Below are 21,853 nucleotides of genomic sequence, written 5' to 3'. Positions count from 1 at the left end.
TTATTATGTTTTTATTTTATATTGAAAACTTAGCTGACACTCCGAGATAGAAAACATCTCTTCATAAAAAAGTAAAAACCCCGTTATCTTAAACGAGGTTTATCAGTGTCCTGAACAGCTTATAATAAGAGGATTTTTAGTAGAATTTTAATTTATTCTACCTTCATAGTAAGCAGTGTAAGCGAGATTCCCATTATATAAACAAGCTTCAGAAGGTCCTTTAAAATACCATGTAATTGTTTTTCCATAATATGGCTGTGTAAATACGTTAGCAAAATTATTATAAGGATTAACGACATTTCGCTTATACAGAGAGCCATCTTGTCTTACGGCGTCACTCGGACAAGTGTAAGCAAATGCTGTTCCAATTCCTCCAAATAAAATGCCTACTGCTAATGCCCCAACTGTTATTAATTTCTTGAACATAAAAGTTCTCCTTTAATAAATTTATAATTTGCAGCTTAAATGTATCACTTACAAAATAACATGTAGCAATGCAATATAAATCTAAATCATCACAAGATGATGTTGCAATTTTAAAATTTATAAACTTCCTATATATTTCATTCTGGATTACAAACCTAACTTCACTTATCATAATTTATGACGAATCATCATGAAGATATTATTCACACAAAGAAAATAATTCATTTGAAATTGCAATAAAATATAACATGACAATATTAATTTAAGGCGAACTAATTATTATTTGATTGCTAACTTTTTAGTGTTGGCAGAAGTCGATAGCTTTGATAAAAAGGCTATTACTTCTGATAAAGACAGATATCAAAGCGGGAGGTATTATAAAAAATGGATCTTATAAATTCTATTCAGCCTACAGTACCGATATCACCTGTTATCAATATGCAAGGGTTAACCCGTGTTTATCAACATGATGGAGAAGGCCAAATATCGGTTCTGAAAAATATCACAGCACAAATTTTTTCCGGCCAAAGTTGTGCGATTGTCGGAACATCGGGTTCGGGTAAAAGTACCTTACTGAATATTCTCGGCTTGTTGGATAAGCCCACCTCTGGAAAATATTTTCTTTGCGGCGTTGATATGTCAATAGCTAATGCTGATCTTCGTGCCAGAATGCGCAATAAAGAAATCGGCTTTGTCTTTCAAAGTTTTCATTTGTTGGCCGGAATGACAGCCACAGAAAACGTCGCTCTGCCACTTCTTTACCGTGGTGTTTCTGCCTCACTTGCCCATAAAATTGCCAAGGAAAAACTACATTTAGTGGGTCTTTCACATCGTGCTATGCATTATCCGGCAGACTTATCCGGCGGGCAGAGGCAGAGAGTAGCACTCGCCAGAGCATTGGTTGGGGAACCTTCGTTACTGCTGGCTGATGAACCTACCGGTAATTTGGATCAACAAACCGCAGAAGAGATTTTACTGTTACTTTCTTCTCTTCACACAGACAACGCGATGACGCTGGTCGTAATAACCCATGACTCTACGGTTGCGAACCATATGCAGCGTGAATTACGGATGATGGATGGTCAATTGCATGAAACCAGAGGGCTGACAATCCATGCATGATAATCGTCAGTACAACAACTATGGTATGTCTGTATTCATGATATGGAGAGAGGCCTGGCGTAACTTAATGGCAACGGGAAGAAGTACTCTGCTTGCTTTATCGGGGATTGCTATTGGTTGCGCATCTGTTGTGGCATTTGTTAATACCGGGCATAACGCCACACTTGCTGCATTGAAGATGTTCAGCGGGCTTGATATCAACGTTATTACAGCAAGTCTGAACTCCTATAATCATGGAGTTGATAGTGAGTCAATTAAAATGGCTGATCTGACAACGGCTATTTCCGGTTTATCTTCAGCAGCACCCTGGATCTATTCTTCTTCTCCCGGGCGCTATAACGGGAAAACAGAAACGTTTACCATAATAGGCTCCTCTGCGGAACTGGAGGCGGTCATGCAATTGCGACTTCGTCATGGCCGATTTATCTCTGATTACGATCAGCGCTCTCCTTATCTGGTCATTGGCAATGAAGTCGCCGTTACCCTTGGTGAAGGAGATGCCTCCCGTATACTTGGCAAGCAGATTCAGCTTGGCAATTATTTATACACAGTGATTGGCATTTTCGATATAAAAGGGCAAAACCCCATCTTTCCTTTTTCTCTGGATTCGGTGGTGATTGCCCCTATAAATGCCATGCGCAAAATAACACCTAATACAGATCTGAATGGCATCATTGCTCGCACCATAACGACCGCAACTACAGAAACCGATGCAAAGGATTTATTGGCATTGCTCAAGCGCAAGTTCCCAGAGGTTGACATTGATGTTCGGGTTGCTCAACAACTACTGAAAGGGCAGACAGAACAAAGCAAAACCTTTTCTTTTATGTTGATCGGGTTGGCAGGCATTTCGCTACTCACCGGCGGCATTGCAATTTCAAATGTGATGCTGATGAATGTTTCAGCCCGACGAAAGGAGATCGGGTTACGTATGGCTTTAGGCGCAAGACCTCAGGATATCCGGCGCCTTTTTTTGTATGAAACAGCGGCACTGACTTTAGCTGGCGCAATTCTTGGGGCACTAGTCGGGGTCATCGTCGCCTTTCTTTTTGTCCTTTATTCTGGCTGGTCATTTTCTTTAGCCCCTTTATCTATTCCTTTAGGGATAGGTAGCTCAATTGTAGCGGGACTTATTTCCGGCTTTTATCCCGCACATAAAGCCTCTCAAATGGAACCCGTACAGGCATTACGTGATGATTAAAAAATATTTCCTTTATGGCTGTCTGACCTTGTTTTTCCTTTTTCCCCGAACAGGGATCCCTGCATCTGAACAGGAACGATTAACTTTATCAGAATCTGATTACAGTTTGCGAAAGGATGCCGCAGGGGAGGTTATAGGCCTGTCGTTGAGCGATGCGATATGGCTTGGTTTAAGGAATAACTATGCAATCCGCAGTGTTTATCTGGATCGTATCGCTCAGAAATTTGATTTACGGGTAGCAGAAGATCGATTCACACCAAAGCTACAGCTAAGTGGGCGTTACATTGCGGGTAAAAATCAGGATGCAAATTTTAGGAAAACCAATTTGTCTCCTAAGGCCACAGTACTCACTCCGCTGGGAACTCGCTTCACTCTTTCCTGGACTCGTGATAACACTAAATCGGGGATAAACAACGTTCACAATGATGGTGCAAGCATTACTGTGATACAGCCTCTTTTGCGAGGAGCGGGTACGGATGTTAACAATGCCCCAGTCTTACTGGGTAAACTCCAGGAACAAACCCATCGGCTGAATTTAAAAGCGACTATTTCCGATTCAATCACACAGATTATCCTGTCATACCATGCGTTACTGCGTGCTCAGGAGCAACAAGCATTATCTGCCGCCTCCCTTAAACGTATGCGGAAATTAGTTGAAACTAACAAAGAGTTGATTGATGCCGGCAGAATGGCTCAGACAGATATCATACAAACGCAGGCTGATCTGGCCATGCAGGAACTTTCGGCCAAGGAGGCTGAAAACAATGTCCATGCCACGAAGCTGGCATTACTTAAATTACTCGCTCTGAACCTCAAAACGCCCATCTATGCTATCGATACATTAAAAGGAACCCACGTCAGTCTGAACATTGAACAATCAATTCAAAAGGCACAGGCTCAACAGCCGGGTTATCTTATCCAGTTACTTTCTGCAAAAGTGGCAGATATTCAATTATTGCAGGCCCGAAATAATCGGCTCTGGGATTTATCACTGGTTGGAGGTACGTCCCAGTATCGTTCATCCTCTTCTGAAACCCGAAACTGGGAAAATTATCTGGGTATACAACTGGATATTCCAATAGGTGATATGACACAGAAACAAACGGAAGTTCAGGCCAGAGTAAATGTCCAGAAGCAGGCGTTACACTTGGAGGAGGCAAGAATAAATCTGGAACAAAGAGTCATCAATGCAATCCGCGATACAGAATCACGCTGGCAGGAATATCAATTAGCAATAAAAGCCAGCTCACTTTCTCAAAAGAAACTCGAAATTGAACAGGAAAAATTACAGGCAGGGCGATCCAGCAACTTTCAGGTCCTGAGTTTTGAAACCGACCTGAGAAATGCCGAAAATGCACGCCTGAATACGCTTATCCAGTACCTCAACTCTCAGGCTGAACTGGATCAGATTCTTGGCACTACACTGGAAAGCTGGGAGATAACGATCAATGAATAAACAACCCATGTTTAAACGTTATCGATGGGTCATAGCTGGCATGCTTGTAGTGGTGGCTTGTTTTTTTGCCTTTTTGTCTTCAGGGCATTTGTCCTCAGAAACATCGCCAACTCAGGGATCAGTACAGTGGATTGAGGTAAAACACGGTCTTATCGAAAAACGACTAGGCTTGGTAGGCAAGCTGCAATCCGGGCGTCTTGAAACCATACCCGCCCCATTTGATGCAATTGTCAAACAAGTCCTGGTCAAAGAAGGACAGCGCGTGAACGCTGGTCAGACATTAGTTACGCTTGATACCCGAAAGCTTGATATTGAGCTTCGGCAAGCGCAAGTTGAGATGATAAAGGCTTCATCTGCCGTTGATCAATTGCATGACTGGGAAAACAGCCAGGAAGTCATCCGGGCCAGAAGAAACGTCGAAAATGCGAACCATATGGTTATGGAATTGAAAAATAATCTCGCAAAAACACAGGCTCTTTTTTCACGGGGCATCGTTCCACGAATGGAAGTGGAAAATCTCGAACAGCAACTCCGCCGACAACTAACGGAACTCGCTTCAGTACAGGACGATCTTGCATCCACCCGACAAAAAGGAAGCACTAGTAATGTACGTGTTGCAGAGATGGAACTTCAGAATGCAACAAGCCGCTATCAGGCACTACAGGAACAATACTCCCATAAAGAAATCAAAGCACCATTTTCGGGGGTCGTGCTTAGGGCTTCACAGGGAGAAAAGGGGAAGTTCTTAACGATTCAGACAGGCGTTCGGGTTACCGATGGGATGCCCTTACTGGAAGTGATGGACACAACACAATATCAAGTACTGGCACAGGTTGAAGAAACCGATCTCGCCAAACTCAAAGAAGGGCAGGCAGTAAAAATCAGCGGGGAGGGATTTTCTGATCATCCTCTGGATGGAGAAATTGAAACTGTTGCTATGCAAAGTGTAAGTACGGATAAACCAGGATCGGCGATTTATTATGATGTTGTGATTAAAGTCACTTCATCCATGAAACAGGATTATCCCATCAGGCCCGGTATGAGTGCCAAAATCAATATTGTTGTTTATCGCAATGAACAGGGCATTGTTGTACCAGAAGCAGCACTAATTCATGATAGCAATGGACAATTAACAGTAAATTGGCGACCGGATTCAAAAGGTCAGACTATGCTTCGTCAGGTAACTGTTGGGGAGGCTATGCCGGAAGGTATGGAAGTCCACGGGCTGGAAGAAGGATTTATCGCAGTGCCTCATAATTATAAAAATTAAGTCAGAAATACTTTTGAATAGCATTCATCGAACTTCCCACTCTAAAAGAGTAAAGAGTGGGGAAGTATCTATAGATACTTCACTCTTTTCTAATGGCAACTACCGGAAGCAAAGCGTGTTAGCCGGTATGGATTTAGCGCTGTCTGTTCTATATCATTTATTATTTCTTCCTGTGCCAGCCGACATATCAGTGGCGCAAGTGTAATTGCTACATGCATACTGATCATATATAAGCCACGATAATCGGCGACTTTTCCGACGATGGGCATTTCATCTTCAGGCATCGGACGCAGGCCAACAGAAGCATTCTCCAAACACAGACTATCACTGCCTATAAAGGCTCTTTTTATGACAGGTAAGGCATTTTTTGCGATATATGTGGCACTGTGTTCAGGGCGGTCACTTAAATAATCCTCCGCTGCAAGCAAAGTGGTTCCTGATATCGGACGTACTTCCATATCGGGAGTTGAAATAATGTGGTGCACAAAAGGGGTTACAGCCTGATGTTGATACTGCACGATGACAGAAGGAGATGCAGATAAAGGGAGTTGTTCACCCAATTTTTCCATCAGAGAAATTGCACCGACACCGGCAGTCAGAACAACCTGATCAGCACAGATAATCCCTTGCGATGTAGTAACTCCAAGAATTTGTTTACCATTATGGTTAATGTTAGTTACTTCCGTTTCCGGCAGATAGGTGACGCCGTTGTTAAGAGCTTCCTGCAAAAGCACTTGTGTTGCGTGAAGGGGATCAACAGCACCTTCTTCCGTTGCAAAGGCAGCAAGCTCCGGGAGAATTGTAAGTTGCGGCTCCAGTGCCTGAAGTTCAGCTTTTGTCAACGCTTTGATATTAAAACCAGACTCACGATGAACATTAATAAATTCACGGGTTGCAGATTCAGTTTCCTGCCAACTGATAGCACCTGACCAATTTATCTTCAATTTTCCGTTTGTCTGTTTATCGAGATAATGCCACTCATTGAGTGCCTGTTGCCTGAGTTTGCTGTAAGCATCCGATCTGCCATAAGAAACATTGAGCCATGCAAAGGCCTGTTTAGTCACTCCGTTACCCGCCTGTCCTTTATCAATAAGGATAATTTCTCCCTTATAGTGGTTAGATAAACACCATGCCAGCGTTGTGCCAACAAAGCCCGCACCAACAATAATAATTTTGTTATTTTTCATCTGGTTAATGGTTCACCTCCCAAGATCCATCATGTTAGCGAAAATGACTTGTGCCAGGTGGTACAGGTTTATAAAGTTATTGATCATAACGGGATTCAACAGCGGTTAGTGGTTTGATACTCATTCCTTTAAGCATACTGAGCCATGCAAGGAACGTGATCCCCATCAGGATGATAAATAACGATTGAGGCGGCAACTTAGTGAGCACAACACCACTTATCATCGGGTTAAAAGCACCGCCTAGGAAGCCCAACGCCTGCGCCGAAAAATAGCTGGATTTCATTCCTTCCGGCGCGATATTGTCAATGAGCATATATTCACCCGGCGCATAGATTAGCTCACCAAGGGTGAAAATAACGGCTGCAAGTCCCCAAAGATAAAGGTTTTTGTCTGCTATCATAAAGACGGCCAGCCCCATCAAGAAAAAGAAGCTGCCTAATGTCATTAATCTCTTCAGGTTTTCAGGTCGTATGCGTCTACCTACCGCATATTGTAAGGTAACAACCACCGCAGCATTCACCGGCAATACAACACCGATAACCGCTTCAGCCAAAGTGCTGTTAGCTACGGTCAGGACATATTGCGAGATCCAGATGGTAAAAGAGCCGAACACCAGTGAACCGAGAAAAGTTGACAGGGTAAACCAAGCTAGTGCGCGATCACGTAACATTGCTGCCGGATTCCATACCGTTGTGGATCTATCACTGTCTGCGGCAACTCTGATACTTTGAACATAGCGCTGAATAAAAACAATAGGAACAGAAGCGGAAACTGCCGCCAACCAGAACGGAAGATTCATGCTGTACATTAAAAGCCATGTACCGATTGGCGGGCCAATAGTCCAACCTATATTAATAAAGGTGTAGTTCAGTGAAAAAACTTTCGCTTTCGTTGCCGTTGGCAGTGTATCGGCAAAATAACCTTTTAATACCGTCGAAAATACAGAATAGGCACAGTTTATCAACGAGATAAAAACCACAACTAAGCTTGCATGATTGACCATAGGAATCGCAATAAAACCACAGACAAGCGCAATAATGGCTAACAGCATGTAGCGTTTTTTATCGAATTTATCCGCCAGAATCCCGAACCCCATACTGAAAAGCACGCCAATAGTTAAAGCAACGGAGATAGCAAGCCCGATAATATCAACCGGCATCTGATACTGACGGGTCAGATAGATAGCCATAAAGGGAAGTGTGGCTCCACGCCCGATGGTCAAAAGCAGAGAAGAAACCAGTAATGCTCTGGTTGAGATATTTGATTTGGAAAACATTCGCTCACTACCTGAAAATAATTTTTGTTATACGATTGTTAATAACTAAGTTACAGAATTTTTCAGCACTAAGAAATGCCTCGGGCAGGTCAAAACAGTGAAAAGAGCAAAAACGGAATTTTGCATCACAGTTGTCCTGTATTACTGAATAAAAACAGATACTGTTAACTCAGGGCAGAGCATTATGCTGATGATTTTTACAGTGGTGTTATTTAGGATCACCCTCAATTAGGATTGAGACTAAACAACGTGGGCAGGGTAGTAACATCATCTACAAACACAATAATATGTTATTTACCGTGCTGAATATGATAATTTCCTATCGCAGACTTTAACATTCGTTTCAGGATTGTTCCCGTTTTTTTTATTATTCTGGTAATTATTGCGTTATGGATAAGGTATTCCTCTCCAAAGACTAAACCTGTCCAATCAAAATCTATTGGTATTCAAATAGACAACACAAACACATGGTAATTGCTTATGTACATTCCTCCCGAAGCAAATAAGGTATTGTTGATTATCCAGAAGCGATTAGCGGAATCGCTGGTAGCTGTCTATCTTCATGGTTCGGCTGTGGTTGGTGGTCTTCGTCCCTGCAGCGACGTAGATTTGCTCGTGGTCATTGACCAGCCAATGACGTCTGAGGTTCGGGAATGTCTTGCTGCCGATTTAATGAGGATATCGGGCCGACATCCTTCTGATCCTGATGGACGTCGCCCTGTTGAACTGATTGTTTTCTTACGCGCTGATCTCGCTGCATCGCTTTATCCTGCCCGGAGCGAATTCATTTACGGCGAGTGGCTGCGTCACGAATATGAAATGGGAGAAATTCCCAAGCCTATTTGTGATCCAGAACTGACCTTGGTGTTGGCTCAATCACGACAGGAAGCGATACCACTGGTCGGCCCGAACGCAAGCAGTCTTCTGCCAGCTATTTCAAGATCGGATATTTGCAGGGCTATTAAAGATGTCCTGCCGGATTTAATTGAGACACTACAGGGAGATGAACGCAATGTTCTGCTAACACTAGCGCGTATGTGGCGAACATTAGTTACTGGAGAGTTTGTCCCTAAGGATGTTGCTGCCGATTGGGCGTCTGCTCGTCTCCCTGCCATGCAGGCCACAGTCTTAGCCGATGCACGGGAGACCTACTTGAGGGGATGTGAAAAAGATTGGCGAAATCGGCAGCAAGAACTTCAGATCACGGTAAGTTCACTGCATGATTGTGTGTTAATGAATCTATGATACTCCCATCATGTTTGATGTTTTGTTTGAATCAGGTGGCCCATGTCAGACTCGTTAAACTTGCATAATCAGAGTGCCATAACAGTTTGATTATTTTAAAAATCGTGGGAATATCTCCGATATAGCTAAAAATATGAAATTGAGAGGGTTCTGTTATGTCTATATGGGTAGATGCTGATGCGTGTCCTAAGGTGATAAAAGAAATATTATATCGTGCAGCTGAACGTGAAAAAATACGGGTTACATTCGTGGCAAATCAACGATTAAGTGTACCTACATCCGCCTTTTTACATACGTTACAAGTCCCTGCTGGGTTTGATGTCGCTGATAATCAAATTGTTCGTTGCTCAGAAAGCGGGGATTTAGTGATTACAGCAGATATTCCTCTTGCTGCTGAGGTGATCGAAAAAGGTGCAATAGCACTCAATCCGCGCGGTGAACGTTATAGTGAAGCGACAATACGTGAACGCCTAGTTATGCGTGATTTTATGGATACGATGCGAGCGAGTGGAATACAAACGGGAGGGCCTGCTACTTTAAACCAACGTGATCGCCAGCGGTTCGCAAATGAACTAGATAAATGGTTATTGCAACAAAAAAAAGTATCTTGAAAAGAAATGTGACTATTGAAACCTCTGAGAGGTTTCAATCTCCAACAACATGATAACGATCCATTATGCGAAGTTATTAAATTCCCAACACGTAAACATACTTTAAGAAATCGCTTCATGAACTGACAGGACAAACTATCCCAGAGTAAAAGTAGAAAATAGAAGGCTTATTGATTAAAGAGTGCCCCTAGAATAAAATGTTTTCCCTTTTTTAATGCGCTCACCTTAGAAGCTGTTTAGGTAGCAAAAGGGAGTTTATCCTTTATACTGCAAAAAACGGCATTACTACTACAACTACTTAAAAATGAATATGAAAATTTGCATTGTTGGTTCTTCAGGTGCGGGAAAGACTACAGCATCAAAAAAGTTAGCTTTAGAGTTCCATACTACAGCATATCAATTTGACAAAATTTACTGGGATACAACGCAGGAAGAGTATGTAAAAAATTCACAAGAAGTTATTAACAACCTTGTAAGTGAAATTCAAGCTAAAAATGAATGGATAGTTGAAGGAGCCTATGATAAACGTTTAATTCCTTTTCTAAACGAATGTTCATTAATCATTAGATTTAAAGTTCCGTATTGGATTTGTGCAATTCGTATAGTCAAACGTTTTTTATTATCAAAGCTAACAAGAACACGTCCTAAAGAGACATTTTATAACAATCTGGAACTATTACGCTTTGCTAAACAGATCGATAATCGTTTAGATAACTTCTTTGATATGCATCCGGTCTTTGTATCTAAGATTGTTATTGTGAGCGATAGTCGTTCATGTATTGATAAAATTAAAAAACACCTAATGTAACGTGAATAAGCTAGTTTTATAACGCTATCTCAGTAAGGTGATCCCTGAGTAGTTGATAAGCATCAGTATTGCTATTCTGTTGATTGAAAAGGTTCCTGTGCTCCTCAGTTAACTGACAATAGAAGCTCCCATCATCTGTTACTTTTAATATCTGCCAAAGATCAGACCAACCAGTTTCATTACTGTGCTCTAACAGAGAGTGAGAAATGGATAGCCCTCTCGTAAGGCCTGAGAAAAAGACCACCTTATTATTTTCCGTTCTGAGCGCCAGATGATTGATGAAATAACACTTCCGATTATCTTTTCCTGCTAATAGATTAATAATTCCCTGAACGCCTAACGAAGATAAAATATATTTAGTATACAGCGAGGGAAAACCATTAAGAGCATCTATATGGAAGGTGCTGTCTTCAATAAAAACACAGGAAGAGGGAACATGCGGGATTTGGTTTAATTTAAATAGTAAGTTTTCCTGAGGATCTTCTGTTTGTAATTCTTTAAAGTCGAAGCTTTTATGAATCAGGTTTATGTTAGTGTTAGTGTTAGTGTTAGTGTTACCGGAAAAAATAGTTTCGGCATAAGAGTATTTCTTTGAGCTGGATGTGTAAAAACAGAGGTTCATAATCAGATCACTATTTTATTTATTATATATCCGGCATAAAAGCCATGTAAACTGCCAGAGAACTTCGATGGACGCTCTCTTGCAAGCAGTCAAGTTTTGAGAAAATCTCAATTCATTGTTTTTCAATGTATTATAGTGCACCTGAAAGGTCAAGCTGGTAGCTGGTAGTGTAAGTACCCTCGTAAAAGTTTGAGAACACTTATGAACTTATTATCCGATAAACTATATTTAACTTATGTTGATTGATGTTTAGTTGAATTAATGAAAACATGTATCAATGTCCATAATAAAAATAAGTCTATTAACAAATTAACCAATCCACATAATGTAAACAAGCAAAAAATAAAGAGGGGGCTAATTTTATGATTTTTAGTCAGTACAAAGCAGTTATGAACTTAATGTCCCATGGATTTAATTTAACATAATATAGATTATGCGAACCAACGTTGTAACAACAAAGTTGTAATGTCCGTCCAGCGACTTGGTACCTCCGACTCAGTGCCGCCATCTTCTTGCGCGTTATCGTGAACATGGTCCACTTGGAATGACCAGCCGTCGTCGTGGTAAAGCAAACAATAACCAGTTACCTCAGGGACTGGCCGCATACGCACTGAATATTATTCGCGAACGATATAACGATTTCGGTCCGACACTGGCCTGTGAAAAAATCCAGCAACCGCGTTATCGCCGGGCCTGTGCCGGTGAACTCATTTAGATTGGCGGTTGTGATCATCGCTGGTTTGAAAACCTAGCTCCTGCGGGTACTCGATATGCTGGAAGCGCTGAAGACCTTACAGACTCGCTTAAGTGAAATATTCGGGGTCAATCCTCAAAAGTTATAATGGATTGCTGTTCGAGATCATCAAATACATACGAAGATATTATTCTTGTAATATCAGAAGGATATATTATTTCCTGTGTTTGAATCAGCTCTTTAAGCCCCCACCAATGGTGATGATGGATAACTGATTTTTCGTTATCAGTCCACCCACTAGTGTTGATCTCGTCTTCATCGGATAAAACTATAAAAAAACGCTCTTTTGCCAGAACTGTTTCTCCACTGGGTAGCGTCATTTCGAAAGTTCTCTGCGCAACATATTGCCCGACATTATCCCGAAGAATGCCAGTTTCTTCTCTCAGCTCTCTGACAGCAGCCTGTTCAAAAGACTCACCATGTTCAACACCGCCACCGGGGGTAGCCCAGTAAGACTTACCTGCCAACGCATCATTTGTGTGTACAAAACGAAACAACAACACTTGCCTGGACGGGTTGACGATAAGCAACCTGGCTGAACACCGAACACGCATACCTTACGACCATATTCCAACGAAGAGAGATGTTCAGCTTAAATAACTATTTATAAATGTGAAGTAAAATTTATCTGAATCCACCAATGATTCATTTCTGAGAGCACTATGGACATTTCTACTTAGCCTTGACAAGTTCTTTCATCCATTATTTGTGAATTTTTTTGCTACTAGATCTATCGCTTCAGATGGCACCCAAGTAACAACAAATTAATCTTTAATGACCCAATTTAATGGGCCATTTTACTTTTCCTACATGCCCAAGGCAGTTTCAGCAAATTCCCCGAGTTCTATTTCAGAATTTTCGAATTTTGGATGATAATTTTGCCATAAAGAAGCATCCTTACCTCCTATCCACGGAGGTGCCACAGGCACACCTCCTCTCCAAAACTGAATACAAGATATAATCTTCGGGTCCCGTCTATTTCGGTAAATCCACCTTAGTTCACTCCCTGTATATGAGCTCCCTTTCTTTATCTTATTTTCATAATGTTTGTAGATAACGCTCTCCATATCGATTCCATCTAAAATGAAATGAATACATGATCGGGGCGAAGTCTGAGAGAACCAAGATAATCCTGCTTTGCATTTTCGGCTAGTCACCTGCTTGGAATAGTGAACATTTCCTCTAAAATCAACATCTAATCTTCCTTTATAATGACGTATTGAGTTGTATTTACAATGTTTTTTTATTGCGTCATCAAAACTTCCTTGATTTGATGGAAGTTGCTTCCCAAATAGATCACGGACTTTGCATTCATTCTCGGTTATTGAATATCTGTCAATTGTTGATATGTTATTAGTATCGCGAAAAAGGGCAAACTGTGGATATTTTTGAGCATATTTAGCTCTTTCTTTAGAAAGTCCAAATATAAGATCTCCTTGCTCAAAATTCATCTTGAATGGTCGATGAAATGGCATATTTACCTCCCAGTACATCTACTTCTATAAAACTATATCTATAATACTATAGAAACCATAAGATCCTTAACAGACATATAGATTCAATAAAAGTAATTTATAATTGGTATTAGTTTTCCTCAAGGTTTTTATCCTACCAAACTTTTCTTTTTTGTCGGCAGTAAAAGACTTTAAAAACAAGGTATTAATGTTTATCAAAGTTATTCGGCCTTGACTAATGCGGAATAAATTTTTTTACTAATAGGAAGATTAACGACAAAAACTCGCAAACAGAGGGCAATATGATTGTTTTTGTGACAGGGGCAACTTCCGGTTTTGGTGAAGCAATTACAAGAAAATTTATCAAACATGGTTCCATAGTGATTGCTACAGGACGCCGTAAGGATAGATTGGAAAAGTTGAAAAAAGAGTTAGGTGAACAATTCTACCCCATTCAACTTGATGTGAGAGATCACGCTGCAATTGAGCAAGCAGTCCAGCAATTACCAGATACGTTACGCAATATTGATGTTCTTGTGAATAATGCGGGGCTGGCTTTAGGGCTGGAACCAGCTCATCGAGCTAATATTGATGATTGGGAAACAATGATTGACACCAATACCAAAGGATTAGTAAATATGACACGCGCCCTGCTGCCTAACATGGTAGAAACCAATAGTGGGCATATTATTAATATTGGTTCTACCGCAGCAAATTGGCCTTATGCAGGTGGTAACGTATATGGTGCTACAAAAGCTTTTGTAAAACAATTTAGTTTAGGATTACGAGCTGATTTACAAGGAAAAAATATTCGAGTCACTGATATCGAACCAGGCCTTGTCGGTGGAACAGAATTTTCCCACGTACGTTTTAAAGGTAATGAAGAAAAAGTGGATAAAACTTATGAAGGTGCAGATGCACTGACTGCTGATGATGTTGCAGAAGCGGTATTTTGGGTTGCTAACCTCCCTTCTCGTGTCAATATTAATACATTAGAGATGATGCCAGTTTGTCAATCATTCGCAGGTTTAAGTGTACATAGAAACCAATAGTCCGTGACCTAGCCTTGCTAAATGGCACAATGAAAGAGGTTCAAATATGAAATTTGTGAAATATGTTTCTGCTATCGCTCTGTTGTTGTCATTCTTTTGGCAAACGCCTGCATTCTCTGCGAACTGCACATCAGATAGCACATGTGTAACCATTAATGGTGGCGGTGAGAACTCGATGAGCAGAGAAATAGCTCGTCAGAGCAAAGAGGAATGGAATGAGCAGAGAAACTTACGTAAGAAAGTAGATCAGCGCAGAGAGAAAGAATTTGATAAGTATGAGGTAGAAGTTGATAATCGCAAGGCCTGTTTAGAAAGCGCCAATATCAGTGCTTATTGGGAACCAAATACGAAACGTTGTTTGGATATTAACACAGGCCGTCCGATCAAACCTTGATAGACTCAACACCGACATCAAAGTAAGGAGTGATGGTGAAAAAAATCCTACTGGCTACAGCTTTGCTCTTTACGCTTTCACCCTTTGCAGTACAAGCTTCACAAAAGGTTACATGTGAAAGTCTGAAAGCGGAAATTGCACAGAAAATCATTAAAAATGGTGTTTCTGAAACGGATTTTAAGCTTGAAGTTATTCCTGATGACCAAGTTGCTAAGGACAACGCCGTTAATGGGAAAGTTGTTGGTCATTGTGATTCCGGCAAGCAGAAAATAGTTTATATCCGCCTTACTCACACTAATACGGATAAAACCACTTCTGGCGATAAGAAAAGCCAAGAATAACTCTCTTTTAGATTTAACAATAAAAAGGGGCATCTTTTGCCCCTTTTGTTATTAAATATCGATAGCTGATATTGCATTTGTATCCAAATAGCATGACAAATCGCGTTCTTCCGGTCTTAAGAGATATGGGATTTCACCAATTTGTGGTGCCGGTATGTGACACCGTAACCTTTCTAGTGTTTTAGCGTAGTGTGCTAATCCAGGGTTGATTCGGTTAGCAATCCAACCTACCAAGGGAACTCCATCGTTAATAATGGATTGAGCTGTGAGAATAGCATGATTAACACAACCAGCCTGAATCCCAACAACCAAAATAACTGGCAACTTTTCTTGTACAACCCAATCAGAATAAGGCACCTCATCTTCCAGTAACATACGCCAACCACCGTTACCTTCAATAATCACACGATCTGCTTTATTCCCTAAGTTTTTCAGCCCCTTTGTCATTTGGGTAAAATCAGCTCGATTTCCTTCTTCGTAATTACTTTCCCAAATAACAGGGTTGACCTCTTCATAGTCCACTTGAACGGGTGAGGATTGATATATGACTAAGGCATCACGATTACGTATCCCCTCCGATGTTTCTCGTTTTTCTGTTGCAATGGGTTTATACCCTACCGCAGTTGTGCCTTCACGATTAAAAACTTGCAGTAATGCGCGGGTAACAACTGTTTTACCAATGTTGGTATCCGTGCCTGTAACAAATAAGCGCGTTATCATAAGTTCATTTTCCGTTTTCCATAGTAACAGTACAGATAGACCGGTTACTCTTTTTAGCGAGCAGGCTTAGAGTGTAGGGGATGTATTTGAGGTAGGGATTGCGTTAGCTCAATGTTTTGCCTGATGTGAACTATCCTTATCCTTGCATGAGTGCTATTAGTAATTCACCGCTATATAGGGATTGTTTAATTAATGCTGCCGCAGGAAATGTATCTGTATTATCAAATTGAGTAGCAACTATATCAACCTGTTGGCTATAGCCGGGAAGAGAACGCTGAGATATCTGCTGCTGAATGGCGGGATAAAGGATATGTTTTACATTGTTCAGCGGCGAACCAATCAAGATCCTTCCAGGGTTAAAGATATTGACCATAATTGCCATGATACGCCCGATTTGTTCTCCGGCATCATGAATAATATCTGTTACCAGCGGATCTCCTTCTATGGCCGCCTGACAAAGTAAATCAATCGTCAATGGCACATTATCAATTGTCATCGTATTCACTAAGGAGTAAGGATGTTGAGTTGCCAGACTGCGGGCTTTCTGCAAAATGTTTTTAATACTGATAACCGTTTCAAGACAGCCCCGGTTACCACAGTAACAAAGCTCTCCATCGGGTTCGATTTGAGTATGTCCAATCTCGACGACACTATGATTCCCGGCATGGAGCATTTGACCTGCTGTTATAATGCCCGCCCCTACATTATCATCAATGACTAGTTGAATAAGATTCTGGTAGTTTTTCCCTGTGCCACATAGAGATTCTGCTATTGTCCATGCGGTTATACCGTGCTGTAAAAAGATCGGTAATCCTGTGCGTTGATGTAAGAATGCCCCTATGGGGATATCTTGGATATCGTAGTACGGTGAACTGTGAATTATTCCGTTAATCGGATCAACTATCGCATTAATGATAATGCTAATCGCTGTTAGACGCTCAAGAGCAGATTGATGTCGAAAGAAGAAGTTATCAATTTCATCAACGATGCAGTCCAGAAAAGACTGATTTTGAAGTACAGAGAATGGTAATTCCTCTTCTACCAGAAGATTGCTGCTCAAATCACGAAGCCCGACGACAATACTCGCTTTATTAATGCGGATACACAAGAATTGCCACCCTTCACTATCTACTTTTAATCCGATAGCAGGACGCCCCCGAAAACCGGGTTCGTGAAATTCAGCTTCTTTCACTAAATGGGCATCAATGAGCTCCCGCGTAATTTTAGTAATGCTAGCGGGTGCTAATTGGGCTTTTTTAGAAAGTGCAATTCGCGAGATAGGCCCGTATTGATCAATTAACCGATAGACCAAACCAATATTTGCCTGTTTAATCTGGTCAATATGACTGGGTTGAACATCGACACTCACCTCGCCTCCCGCTATTTAATTCGCTCCGCTAAAAAATTAATAATGATTATGTCGTTGTTTAAACGATAAGATATCCGTTTGAAGTAGAAATGTGATCTTTCACACGAACTTCTCGTGATTATTGCTTTTTATTAACATTGTTGCCTTTTATTAACAATGTCATCTACAAGTTTTCGTCTACCATATTTGAAATTAAAAGATTAGTTAGCCGAGCTGCCGCTGCACTATTATTGAAATTTTTATGCTTAACTAACCAAACTTCAGAGTAAGCCGGATTATTTGCTAAAGGAATATACTGGACGCCATCTAGTTTCATGCGGGTAAATGATTCAGTAATAATGCTTACCCCTAACCCTGCTGCAACCAATCCAAGTATTGTCATCGCCTCACCAGCTTCTTGTGAAATCATCGGCGTCACTCCTGCATTTGCCAATAAGGCGATAATTTCATCGTACAAAGCTGTCCCCACATCTCGCTCAAAGAACACCAGTGGATAATCAGATAACATTTCCAGACTAACGCCTTCATTAGCATACTGAAGTAGAGGGTGATCATCATATACCGCAAGCATAAAACGCTCCCGGAAAAGCAACTGATACTCTAAGTTATCTGGTAACAACGTATTACGCATAATTCCTATATCAATTCTACCCGTCTGCAAAGGAGCTATTTGCTGTTTGGTATTCATTTGATGCATATGAATAGCCACGTCAGGATAGCATTCTCGGAACTGACGCAGGCTAAGAGCCACTTTATGCATAAAAGGCGCGGTGGACGTGAAGCCAATGGATATTTCCCCTAATTCTCCTTGATGCATTCTGGCGGCTTTAATTGCTGCTGCATCGATTTGGGCAATTATCTGATATGCCTCCTGAAGAAACATATGTCCTGCGGGAGTTAAGCTAACATTTCGATTATTACGCATGAGTAGCCTGGCATTTATATTCGATTCAAGCGCTTGAATTTGCTGGCTTAATGGTGGTTGTGAGATATTTAATCGTTCTGCTGCGCGTCCAAAATGCAATTCTTCTGCTACTGCAATAAAATAGCGCAAATGTCTAAGTTCAACATTAGTGGCCATGCTCTATCACCCTAATTTTATCACCTCAATTGATACGTTAAACATATCATTCTTATTGAATTAATATATTAGACAAAATATTCACGAATTTCTATTCTTGATCTGAATCAAGTAGTTAACGTTTTTTTTTACTTAGATAAGGAAGTAGCGTGAATACAATCCAAAGCGTCAGTGAAAAATCAGCAGTCTCTGACGTTGAAAGTGATGTCGAGAACACGATCGAACAAAGGCGCGGGAGTAAGCAGCATTATATTCAACGTCAGGATGCAGCATACCTACGTGTAACGCTATCATTCTTTACTGTTGGGCTGGCAACTTTCGCATTGCTTTACTTTGTTCAGCCAATATTGCCAATTTTGTCAAAAGAATTTAACGTCTCACCAGCGAACAGTAGCTTAGCTCTATCACTCTCCACTGGAATGTTATCCCTTGGATTACTAATTACAGGGCCTCTATCCGATGCACTTGGCCGTAAAAAAGTTATGGTTATCTCATTGATTGCGGCAGCTATTTTCACCCTTTTGAGCTCTGTCATGACAAGTTGGCACGGGATCTTGCTTATTCGTGCACTTGTAGGTTTGTCAGTCAGTGGCGTTGCCGCTGTAGCCATGACTTATTTAAGTGAAGAAATCCATCCGAGCTATGTTGCCTTATCTATAGGGCTATATATTAGTGGTAATTCAGTAGGCGGAATGAGTGGTCGTTTGATTACTGGTGTGGTTACAGATTACTTCTCCTGGCGATTTGCTGTTATTTTATTGGGTACTTTTGCTTTGATCTCCGCCATCGCATTTTGGAAAATGTTGCCAGAATCCAGACACTTCAAATCTAGTTCACTAAAACCTAAAACATTACTCATCAACTTAAAATTACACTTCCGAGATGAAGGGCTTCCTCTTCTATTTGCTGAAGCATTTTTGCTGATGGGTAGTTTTATCACAATGTTTAACTACATTGGTTATCGGTTATTAGAGGCGCCCTATCATTTTAGTCAGACTGTTGTTGGATTATTATCCGTTGTCTACTTAACCGGAACTTACAGTGCAACAAAAGCAGGAGCCCTGACAAGTAAACATGGACGTGGCAAGGTATTGTTAGTTGCAATCAGTACAATGTTGATTGGTTGTATAATCACAATGTTCTCTTCTATCTGGGCGATCATGCTGGGAATGATGATATTGACAACAGGTTTCTTTGCCGCTCATGCTGTTGCTAGTGGATGGGTTGGAAAACGAGCTAAACGGGCCAAAGCGCAGGCTTCATCTCTGTATTTATTTGGTTACTACGTAGGTTCAAGTATTGCCGGTACGTTAGGTGGTGTATTTTGGATGCATTTTGCATGGAATGGTGTAGCAATATTTATCGCACTTTTAACCGCAATTGCTCTTTATTTAAGCTTTAAGCTCAATAAGTTGTCAAATTAAAAGAATATAATTGCCGACAATCTATTATGGATGTCGGCAATTTTCCAAGAGTCTCATTTAAAAACCTTAACTATTCGTTTTTTATTTGTTCACTCTTTGATTATCAGTAATAAGATTGGCTAGGCAACGCAATAATTTTTGTTAAATAACCATCAATGATCTCAATACCCCCTTCTTTCTTCAATGAAGATAATATACGTTGTATGCAACTGCGAGAAAGAGTACACCTCTGTTCTATGTATCTAATGGCAGAAATATTTTCTCGAAATTCATCAGGTAACGTTATTAGGCGAGATAATAGGTTGCATACAACCTCTTTGGCACCATGACGGAAGATACTAATATCTCTCGCATACAAGAAAGAAATTTTATACGAAATTATTCTCATCCACTCTCGGTAAAGATCATGCTTTTTTATGGTATTTAAAGCAGTAACTCTAGGGAGTTGATAGAGTTTGCAATCCGGCCCCAGCTCAATGGAATAATAAATTTCTGAACCGGAATAGAAAGATAACCCAATAATATAAGGTGAGAAAGACGTTGCGATGATTAGATTGTCATTTATTCTACGCATATTGACATAACTTTTCTCCAATAAAAAAAATTTAGCAAATTCATCTTCAATTTTAATAAATGTTCCTTGTGACGACGAATCTGATGTGATTAATTCAGAATATGGTAATAACACATCTATAACCTTTCTAAAGGAATTCACTGGCTTGACTAATTTTTTCATATTTAACAACCTTGGTGCATTGCTCACCCCACGGGAAATAATGTGGAGTGAAAAATAAGTAAAAAAATTTTCTTATGTATAACTGTGTGAATGTTTCCCTGATTCTTAAACAATCTATTAATATTTTAATGATAAAAATTCATAAATTCCTCAATTTTAAATTTTTATCACAATATTGAAATGTATCGCAATAGGCGTTCTTCTGCTCTTTTGTGTTATTGAATTTTTGTTTGGTTTTATTGTGGAGGTTTGCACGTTTTAGGGGTATAGTTAAAAGTATGTTGTAACTAAATAAAAAGATCTAAGGGTACAATTGTTGAGGATAGCAATATGAATAAATACCTTTCAATTGAGTCGCTTACAAGCTGCTTCAAAAAACAAGAAAAAAAATTATCTGAACTGATTGCCTTGTTAATGAACTACCCAATTATTGATGCCCGGGTATTCGAATTACCTCAGATAGAAAAAGGCGATGAACATGAGCAAGTAACTGAAATTACAGTTAATCCACTACAAGGAAATGAAGCTCTCAATTTAGGTTTACGCTTCTATCAGAAGTTATTCATACACCATAATAATCCCAATATCAGTAGCAAGGCTGCAAGTCGACTTCCAGGAGCATTATGTTTTGCAGTCAGCCACCAGCAATATAAGGAAGCAATGCGTGTAGTTAATGAAGTAAATCAATTAAAAGTCGAGCTGGAAAATATCGTCACCAAAGAATCAGGCGTCAGCAAAGAACAACGCTTTGAGTTTGTTCATAATCATTTGCGAGGGCTTATTACATTGAATGCCTACCGCACCATCACTCCCCTATTAAATCCTGATTCCATCAACTTTGGCTGGGCCAACAAAAACATCATTAAAAAAGTCACCAAACAACAAATTCTGGAACAACTGGAGAAAAGCTACAATGCAGGGCGAGCAGTTCCTCCCTACACCAGCGATCAATGGGCGTCTCTGGTAGCTCTGGAAATTACAGATATCAAGAAATTACCCGATGATGTGATATTGAAAATCAAGAGACCAGTAAAAGTGCAACCCATTACTCGCGTATGGTATTCAGAGTTACAAAAGCAAGTTCAATACGCGTGTCCACTTCCCGTTATTGTATTCTATACAGAGGACAGTGAAGCCAAACCAAAAATCGGCGCATTATCTGACTATAATGCCAATGCCATTAAACATAGATATAAACCCAAGGCCAAACCATTGGAGCTCGTCATTCCTCGTCTTCATCTCTATAAAGAAATTTAAGCGATAAAAAAACCGGAGTGAATATTCTCCGGTTTTTAAATTTAATG

At 40.4% G+C, this 21,853-nt stretch carries 22 protein-coding genes and 1 pseudogene; 13 read left to right on the top strand and 10 right to left on the bottom strand.

Annotation, left to right across the window (positions count from 1 at the left end; genetic code table 11):
- Positions 1–147 precede the first annotated feature (147 nt).
- Complete coding sequence (locus AB204_RS07255) at positions 148–426, bottom strand: hypothetical protein (RefSeq protein WP_047962710.1); 279 nt, start codon at positions 424–426, stop codon at positions 148–150.
- Between the two features lie 384 nt (positions 427–810).
- On the opposite strand from AB204_RS07255, the gene AB204_RS07250 reads away from it, so the two are divergent.
- Genes AB204_RS07250 through AB204_RS07235 form a run of 4 tightly spaced genes read left to right on the top strand, consistent with a single transcriptional unit; the run spans position 811 to position 5,475 of the window.
- Positions 811–1,548, top strand: a complete 738-nt coding sequence (locus AB204_RS07250) for an ABC transporter ATP-binding protein (protein WP_047962709.1) — start codon at positions 811–813, stop codon at positions 1,546–1,548.
- On the top strand, positions 1,541–2,749 hold the full coding sequence (locus tag AB204_RS07245) for an ABC transporter permease (protein WP_047962708.1): 1,209 nt from the start codon (positions 1,541–1,543) through the stop codon (positions 2,747–2,749). The genes AB204_RS07250 and AB204_RS07245 overlap by 8 nt, the downstream gene beginning before the upstream one ends.
- Positions 2,742–4,205, top strand: coding sequence for a TolC family protein (locus AB204_RS07240; protein ID WP_047962707.1), 1,464 nt, complete (start codon positions 2,742–2,744; stop codon positions 4,203–4,205). Before AB204_RS07245 ends, AB204_RS07240 begins: the two co-directional genes overlap by 8 nt.
- Complete coding sequence (locus tag AB204_RS07235; protein WP_047962706.1) at positions 4,198–5,475, top strand: HlyD family secretion protein; 1,278 nt, start codon at positions 4,198–4,200, stop codon at positions 5,473–5,475. Before AB204_RS07240 ends, AB204_RS07235 begins: the two co-directional genes overlap by 8 nt.
- A gap of 89 nt (positions 5,476–5,564) precedes the next feature.
- Here AB204_RS07235 and AB204_RS07230 read toward each other — a convergent pair whose 3' ends face one another.
- On the bottom strand, positions 5,565–6,662 hold the full coding sequence (locus AB204_RS07230; RefSeq protein ID WP_047962705.1) for an NAD(P)/FAD-dependent oxidoreductase: 1,098 nt from the start codon (positions 6,660–6,662) through the stop codon (positions 5,565–5,567).
- A gap of 76 nt (positions 6,663–6,738) precedes the next feature.
- A complete protein-coding gene (gene ydeE / locus AB204_RS07225) occupies positions 6,739–7,938 on the bottom strand; it encodes an efflux MFS transporter YdeE (protein WP_047962704.1) in 1,200 nt (399 codons plus the stop codon).
- 480 nt (positions 7,939–8,418) lie between these two features.
- On the opposite strand from ydeE, the gene AB204_RS07220 reads away from it, so the two are divergent.
- The 3 genes from AB204_RS07220 to AB204_RS07210 all read left to right on the top strand — a co-directional run bounded on the left by AB204_RS07220 (position 8,419) and on the right by AB204_RS07210 (position 10,602).
- Positions 8,419–9,183 (top strand): aminoglycoside adenylyltransferase family protein, encoded by a 765-nt coding sequence (locus tag AB204_RS07220; protein WP_047962703.1) that lies wholly within the window; start codon positions 8,419–8,421, stop codon positions 9,181–9,183.
- A 155-nt stretch (positions 9,184–9,338) separates the two neighbouring features.
- Positions 9,339–9,794, top strand: a complete 456-nt coding sequence (locus AB204_RS07215) for a YaiI/YqxD family protein (RefSeq protein ID WP_047962702.1) — start codon at positions 9,339–9,341, stop codon at positions 9,792–9,794.
- 304 nt (positions 9,795–10,098) lie between these two features.
- On the top strand, positions 10,099–10,602 hold the full coding sequence (locus AB204_RS07210; RefSeq protein ID WP_152671509.1) for a P-loop NTPase family protein: 504 nt from the start codon (positions 10,099–10,101) through the stop codon (positions 10,600–10,602).
- Between the two features lie 16 nt (positions 10,603–10,618).
- Here AB204_RS07210 and AB204_RS20795 read toward each other — a convergent pair whose 3' ends face one another.
- A complete protein-coding gene (locus AB204_RS20795) occupies positions 10,619–11,224 on the bottom strand; it encodes a non-canonical purine NTP pyrophosphatase (RefSeq protein ID WP_053067850.1) in 606 nt (201 codons plus the stop codon).
- 496 nt (positions 11,225–11,720) lie between these two features.
- Here AB204_RS20795 and AB204_RS21950 point away from each other — a divergent pair.
- A pseudogene (locus AB204_RS21950) lies at positions 11,721–11,936 on the top strand (ISNCY family transposase); the annotation flags it as partial.
- A gap of 110 nt (positions 11,937–12,046) precedes the next feature.
- Here AB204_RS21950 and AB204_RS07200 read toward each other — a convergent pair.
- Both AB204_RS07200 and AB204_RS07195 read right to left on the bottom strand, forming a co-directional pair.
- On the bottom strand, positions 12,047–12,532 hold the full coding sequence (locus AB204_RS07200) for an NUDIX hydrolase (protein ID WP_047962701.1): 486 nt from the start codon (positions 12,530–12,532) through the stop codon (positions 12,047–12,049).
- A 252-nt stretch (positions 12,533–12,784) separates the two neighbouring features.
- Positions 12,785–13,453 (bottom strand): hypothetical protein, encoded by a 669-nt coding sequence (locus AB204_RS07195; RefSeq protein WP_047962700.1) that lies wholly within the window; start codon positions 13,451–13,453, stop codon positions 12,785–12,787.
- 281 nt (positions 13,454–13,734) lie between these two features.
- Between AB204_RS07195 and ydfG the strand changes: the two genes are divergently transcribed.
- Genes ydfG through AB204_RS07180 form a run of 3 tightly spaced genes read left to right on the top strand, consistent with a single transcriptional unit; the run spans position 13,735 to position 15,219 of the window.
- Entirely contained in the window at positions 13,735–14,484 is a 750-nt protein-coding gene (gene ydfG / locus AB204_RS07190; RefSeq protein ID WP_047962699.1) for a bifunctional NADP-dependent 3-hydroxy acid dehydrogenase/3-hydroxypropionate dehydrogenase YdfG, read from the top strand.
- Positions 14,485–14,530: 46 nt separating this feature from the next.
- Positions 14,531–14,878 carry a DUF1283 family protein gene (locus AB204_RS07185; RefSeq protein ID WP_047962698.1) on the top strand — a complete coding sequence of 116 codons (348 nt, stop codon included), beginning with the start codon at positions 14,531–14,533 and terminating at the stop codon, positions 14,876–14,878.
- Between the two features lie 32 nt (positions 14,879–14,910).
- Complete coding sequence (locus AB204_RS07180; RefSeq protein ID WP_200898210.1) at positions 14,911–15,219, top strand: DUF1161 domain-containing protein; 309 nt, start codon at positions 14,911–14,913, stop codon at positions 15,217–15,219.
- 51 nt (positions 15,220–15,270) lie between these two features.
- Here the strand turns inward: AB204_RS07180 and bioD are convergent, their stop codons facing one another.
- The 3 genes from bioD to AB204_RS07165 form a co-directional block, all read right to left on the bottom strand.
- Positions 15,271–15,939, bottom strand: coding sequence for a dethiobiotin synthase (bioD, locus tag AB204_RS07175; protein ID WP_047962697.1), 669 nt, complete (start codon positions 15,937–15,939; stop codon positions 15,271–15,273).
- 136 nt (positions 15,940–16,075) lie between these two features.
- Positions 16,076–17,308, bottom strand: a complete 1,233-nt coding sequence (mlc, locus tag AB204_RS07170) for a sugar metabolism global transcriptional regulator Mlc (protein WP_047962696.1) — start codon at positions 17,306–17,308, stop codon at positions 16,076–16,078.
- Between the two features lie 163 nt (positions 17,309–17,471).
- Complete coding sequence (locus tag AB204_RS07165; protein ID WP_047962695.1) at positions 17,472–18,389, bottom strand: LysR family transcriptional regulator; 918 nt, start codon at positions 18,387–18,389, stop codon at positions 17,472–17,474.
- A gap of 218 nt (positions 18,390–18,607) precedes the next feature.
- On the opposite strand from AB204_RS07165, the gene AB204_RS07160 reads away from it, so the two are divergent.
- The gene (locus AB204_RS07160; protein ID WP_235428048.1) at positions 18,608–19,813 is read left to right on the top strand and encodes an MFS transporter; all 1,206 of its coding nucleotides are present in this window, start codon (positions 18,608–18,610) and stop codon (positions 19,811–19,813) included.
- 103 nt (positions 19,814–19,916) lie between these two features.
- Here AB204_RS07160 and AB204_RS07155 read toward each other — a convergent pair whose 3' ends face one another.
- Positions 19,917–20,549 carry a winged helix-turn-helix transcriptional regulator gene (locus tag AB204_RS07155; RefSeq protein WP_047962693.1) on the bottom strand — a complete coding sequence of 211 codons (633 nt, stop codon included), beginning with the start codon at positions 20,547–20,549 and terminating at the stop codon, positions 19,917–19,919.
- Between the two features lie 330 nt (positions 20,550–20,879).
- Between AB204_RS07155 and tus the strand changes: the two genes are divergently transcribed.
- Complete coding sequence (gene tus, locus AB204_RS07150) at positions 20,880–21,806, top strand: DNA replication terminus site-binding protein (RefSeq protein WP_047962692.1); 927 nt, start codon at positions 20,880–20,882, stop codon at positions 21,804–21,806.
- Positions 21,807–21,853: the final 47 nt, after the last annotated feature.

It is taken from the genome of Xenorhabdus khoisanae (assembly GCF_001037465.1).
GTDB classification, from domain to species: domain Bacteria; phylum Pseudomonadota; class Gammaproteobacteria; order Enterobacterales; family Enterobacteriaceae; genus Xenorhabdus; species Xenorhabdus khoisanae.
This window is presented reverse-complemented; position numbering and strand designations above follow the sequence as displayed.

Coding starts and splice junctions, on each gene's coding strand:
- AB204_RS07255 (WP_047962710.1), bottom strand. CDS start 426: ATGTTCAAGAAATTAATAACAGTTGGGGCATTAGCAGTAGGCATTTTA.
- AB204_RS07250 (WP_047962709.1), top strand. CDS start 811: ATGGATCTTATAAATTCTATTCAGCCTACAGTACCGATATCACCTGTT.
- AB204_RS07245 (WP_047962708.1), top strand. CDS start 1,541: ATGCATGATAATCGTCAGTACAACAACTATGGTATGTCTGTATTCATG.
- AB204_RS07240 (WP_047962707.1), top strand. CDS start 2,742: ATGATTAAAAAATATTTCCTTTATGGCTGTCTGACCTTGTTTTTCCTT.
- AB204_RS07235 (WP_047962706.1), top strand. CDS start 4,198: ATGAATAAACAACCCATGTTTAAACGTTATCGATGGGTCATAGCTGGC.
- AB204_RS07230 (WP_047962705.1), bottom strand. CDS start 6,662: ATGAAAAATAACAAAATTATTATTGTTGGTGCGGGCTTTGTTGGCACA.
- ydeE (WP_047962704.1), bottom strand. CDS start 7,938: ATGTTTTCCAAATCAAATATCTCAACCAGAGCATTACTGGTTTCTTCT.
- AB204_RS07220 (WP_047962703.1), top strand. CDS start 8,419: ATGTACATTCCTCCCGAAGCAAATAAGGTATTGTTGATTATCCAGAAG.
- AB204_RS07215 (WP_047962702.1), top strand. CDS start 9,339: ATGTCTATATGGGTAGATGCTGATGCGTGTCCTAAGGTGATAAAAGAA.
- AB204_RS07210 (WP_152671509.1), top strand. CDS start 10,099: ATGAATATGAAAATTTGCATTGTTGGTTCTTCAGGTGCGGGAAAGACT.
- AB204_RS20795 (WP_053067850.1), bottom strand. CDS start 11,224: ATGAACCTCTGTTTTTACACATCCAGCTCAAAGAAATACTCTTATGCC.
- AB204_RS07200 (WP_047962701.1), bottom strand. CDS start 12,532: ATGCGTGTTCGGTGTTCAGCCAGGTTGCTTATCGTCAACCCGTCCAGG.
- AB204_RS07195 (WP_047962700.1), bottom strand. CDS start 13,453: ATGCCATTTCATCGACCATTCAAGATGAATTTTGAGCAAGGAGATCTT.
- ydfG (WP_047962699.1), top strand. CDS start 13,735: ATGATTGTTTTTGTGACAGGGGCAACTTCCGGTTTTGGTGAAGCAATT.
- AB204_RS07185 (WP_047962698.1), top strand. CDS start 14,531: ATGAAATTTGTGAAATATGTTTCTGCTATCGCTCTGTTGTTGTCATTC.
- AB204_RS07180 (WP_200898210.1), top strand. CDS start 14,911: ATGGTGAAAAAAATCCTACTGGCTACAGCTTTGCTCTTTACGCTTTCA.
- bioD (WP_047962697.1), bottom strand. CDS start 15,939: ATGATAACGCGCTTATTTGTTACAGGCACGGATACCAACATTGGTAAA.
- AB204_RS07165 (WP_047962695.1), bottom strand. CDS start 18,389: ATGGCCACTAATGTTGAACTTAGACATTTGCGCTATTTTATTGCAGTA.
- AB204_RS07155 (WP_047962693.1), bottom strand. CDS start 20,549: ATGAAAAAATTAGTCAAGCCAGTGAATTCCTTTAGAAAGGTTATAGAT.
- tus (WP_047962692.1), top strand. CDS start 20,880: ATGAATAAATACCTTTCAATTGAGTCGCTTACAAGCTGCTTCAAAAAA.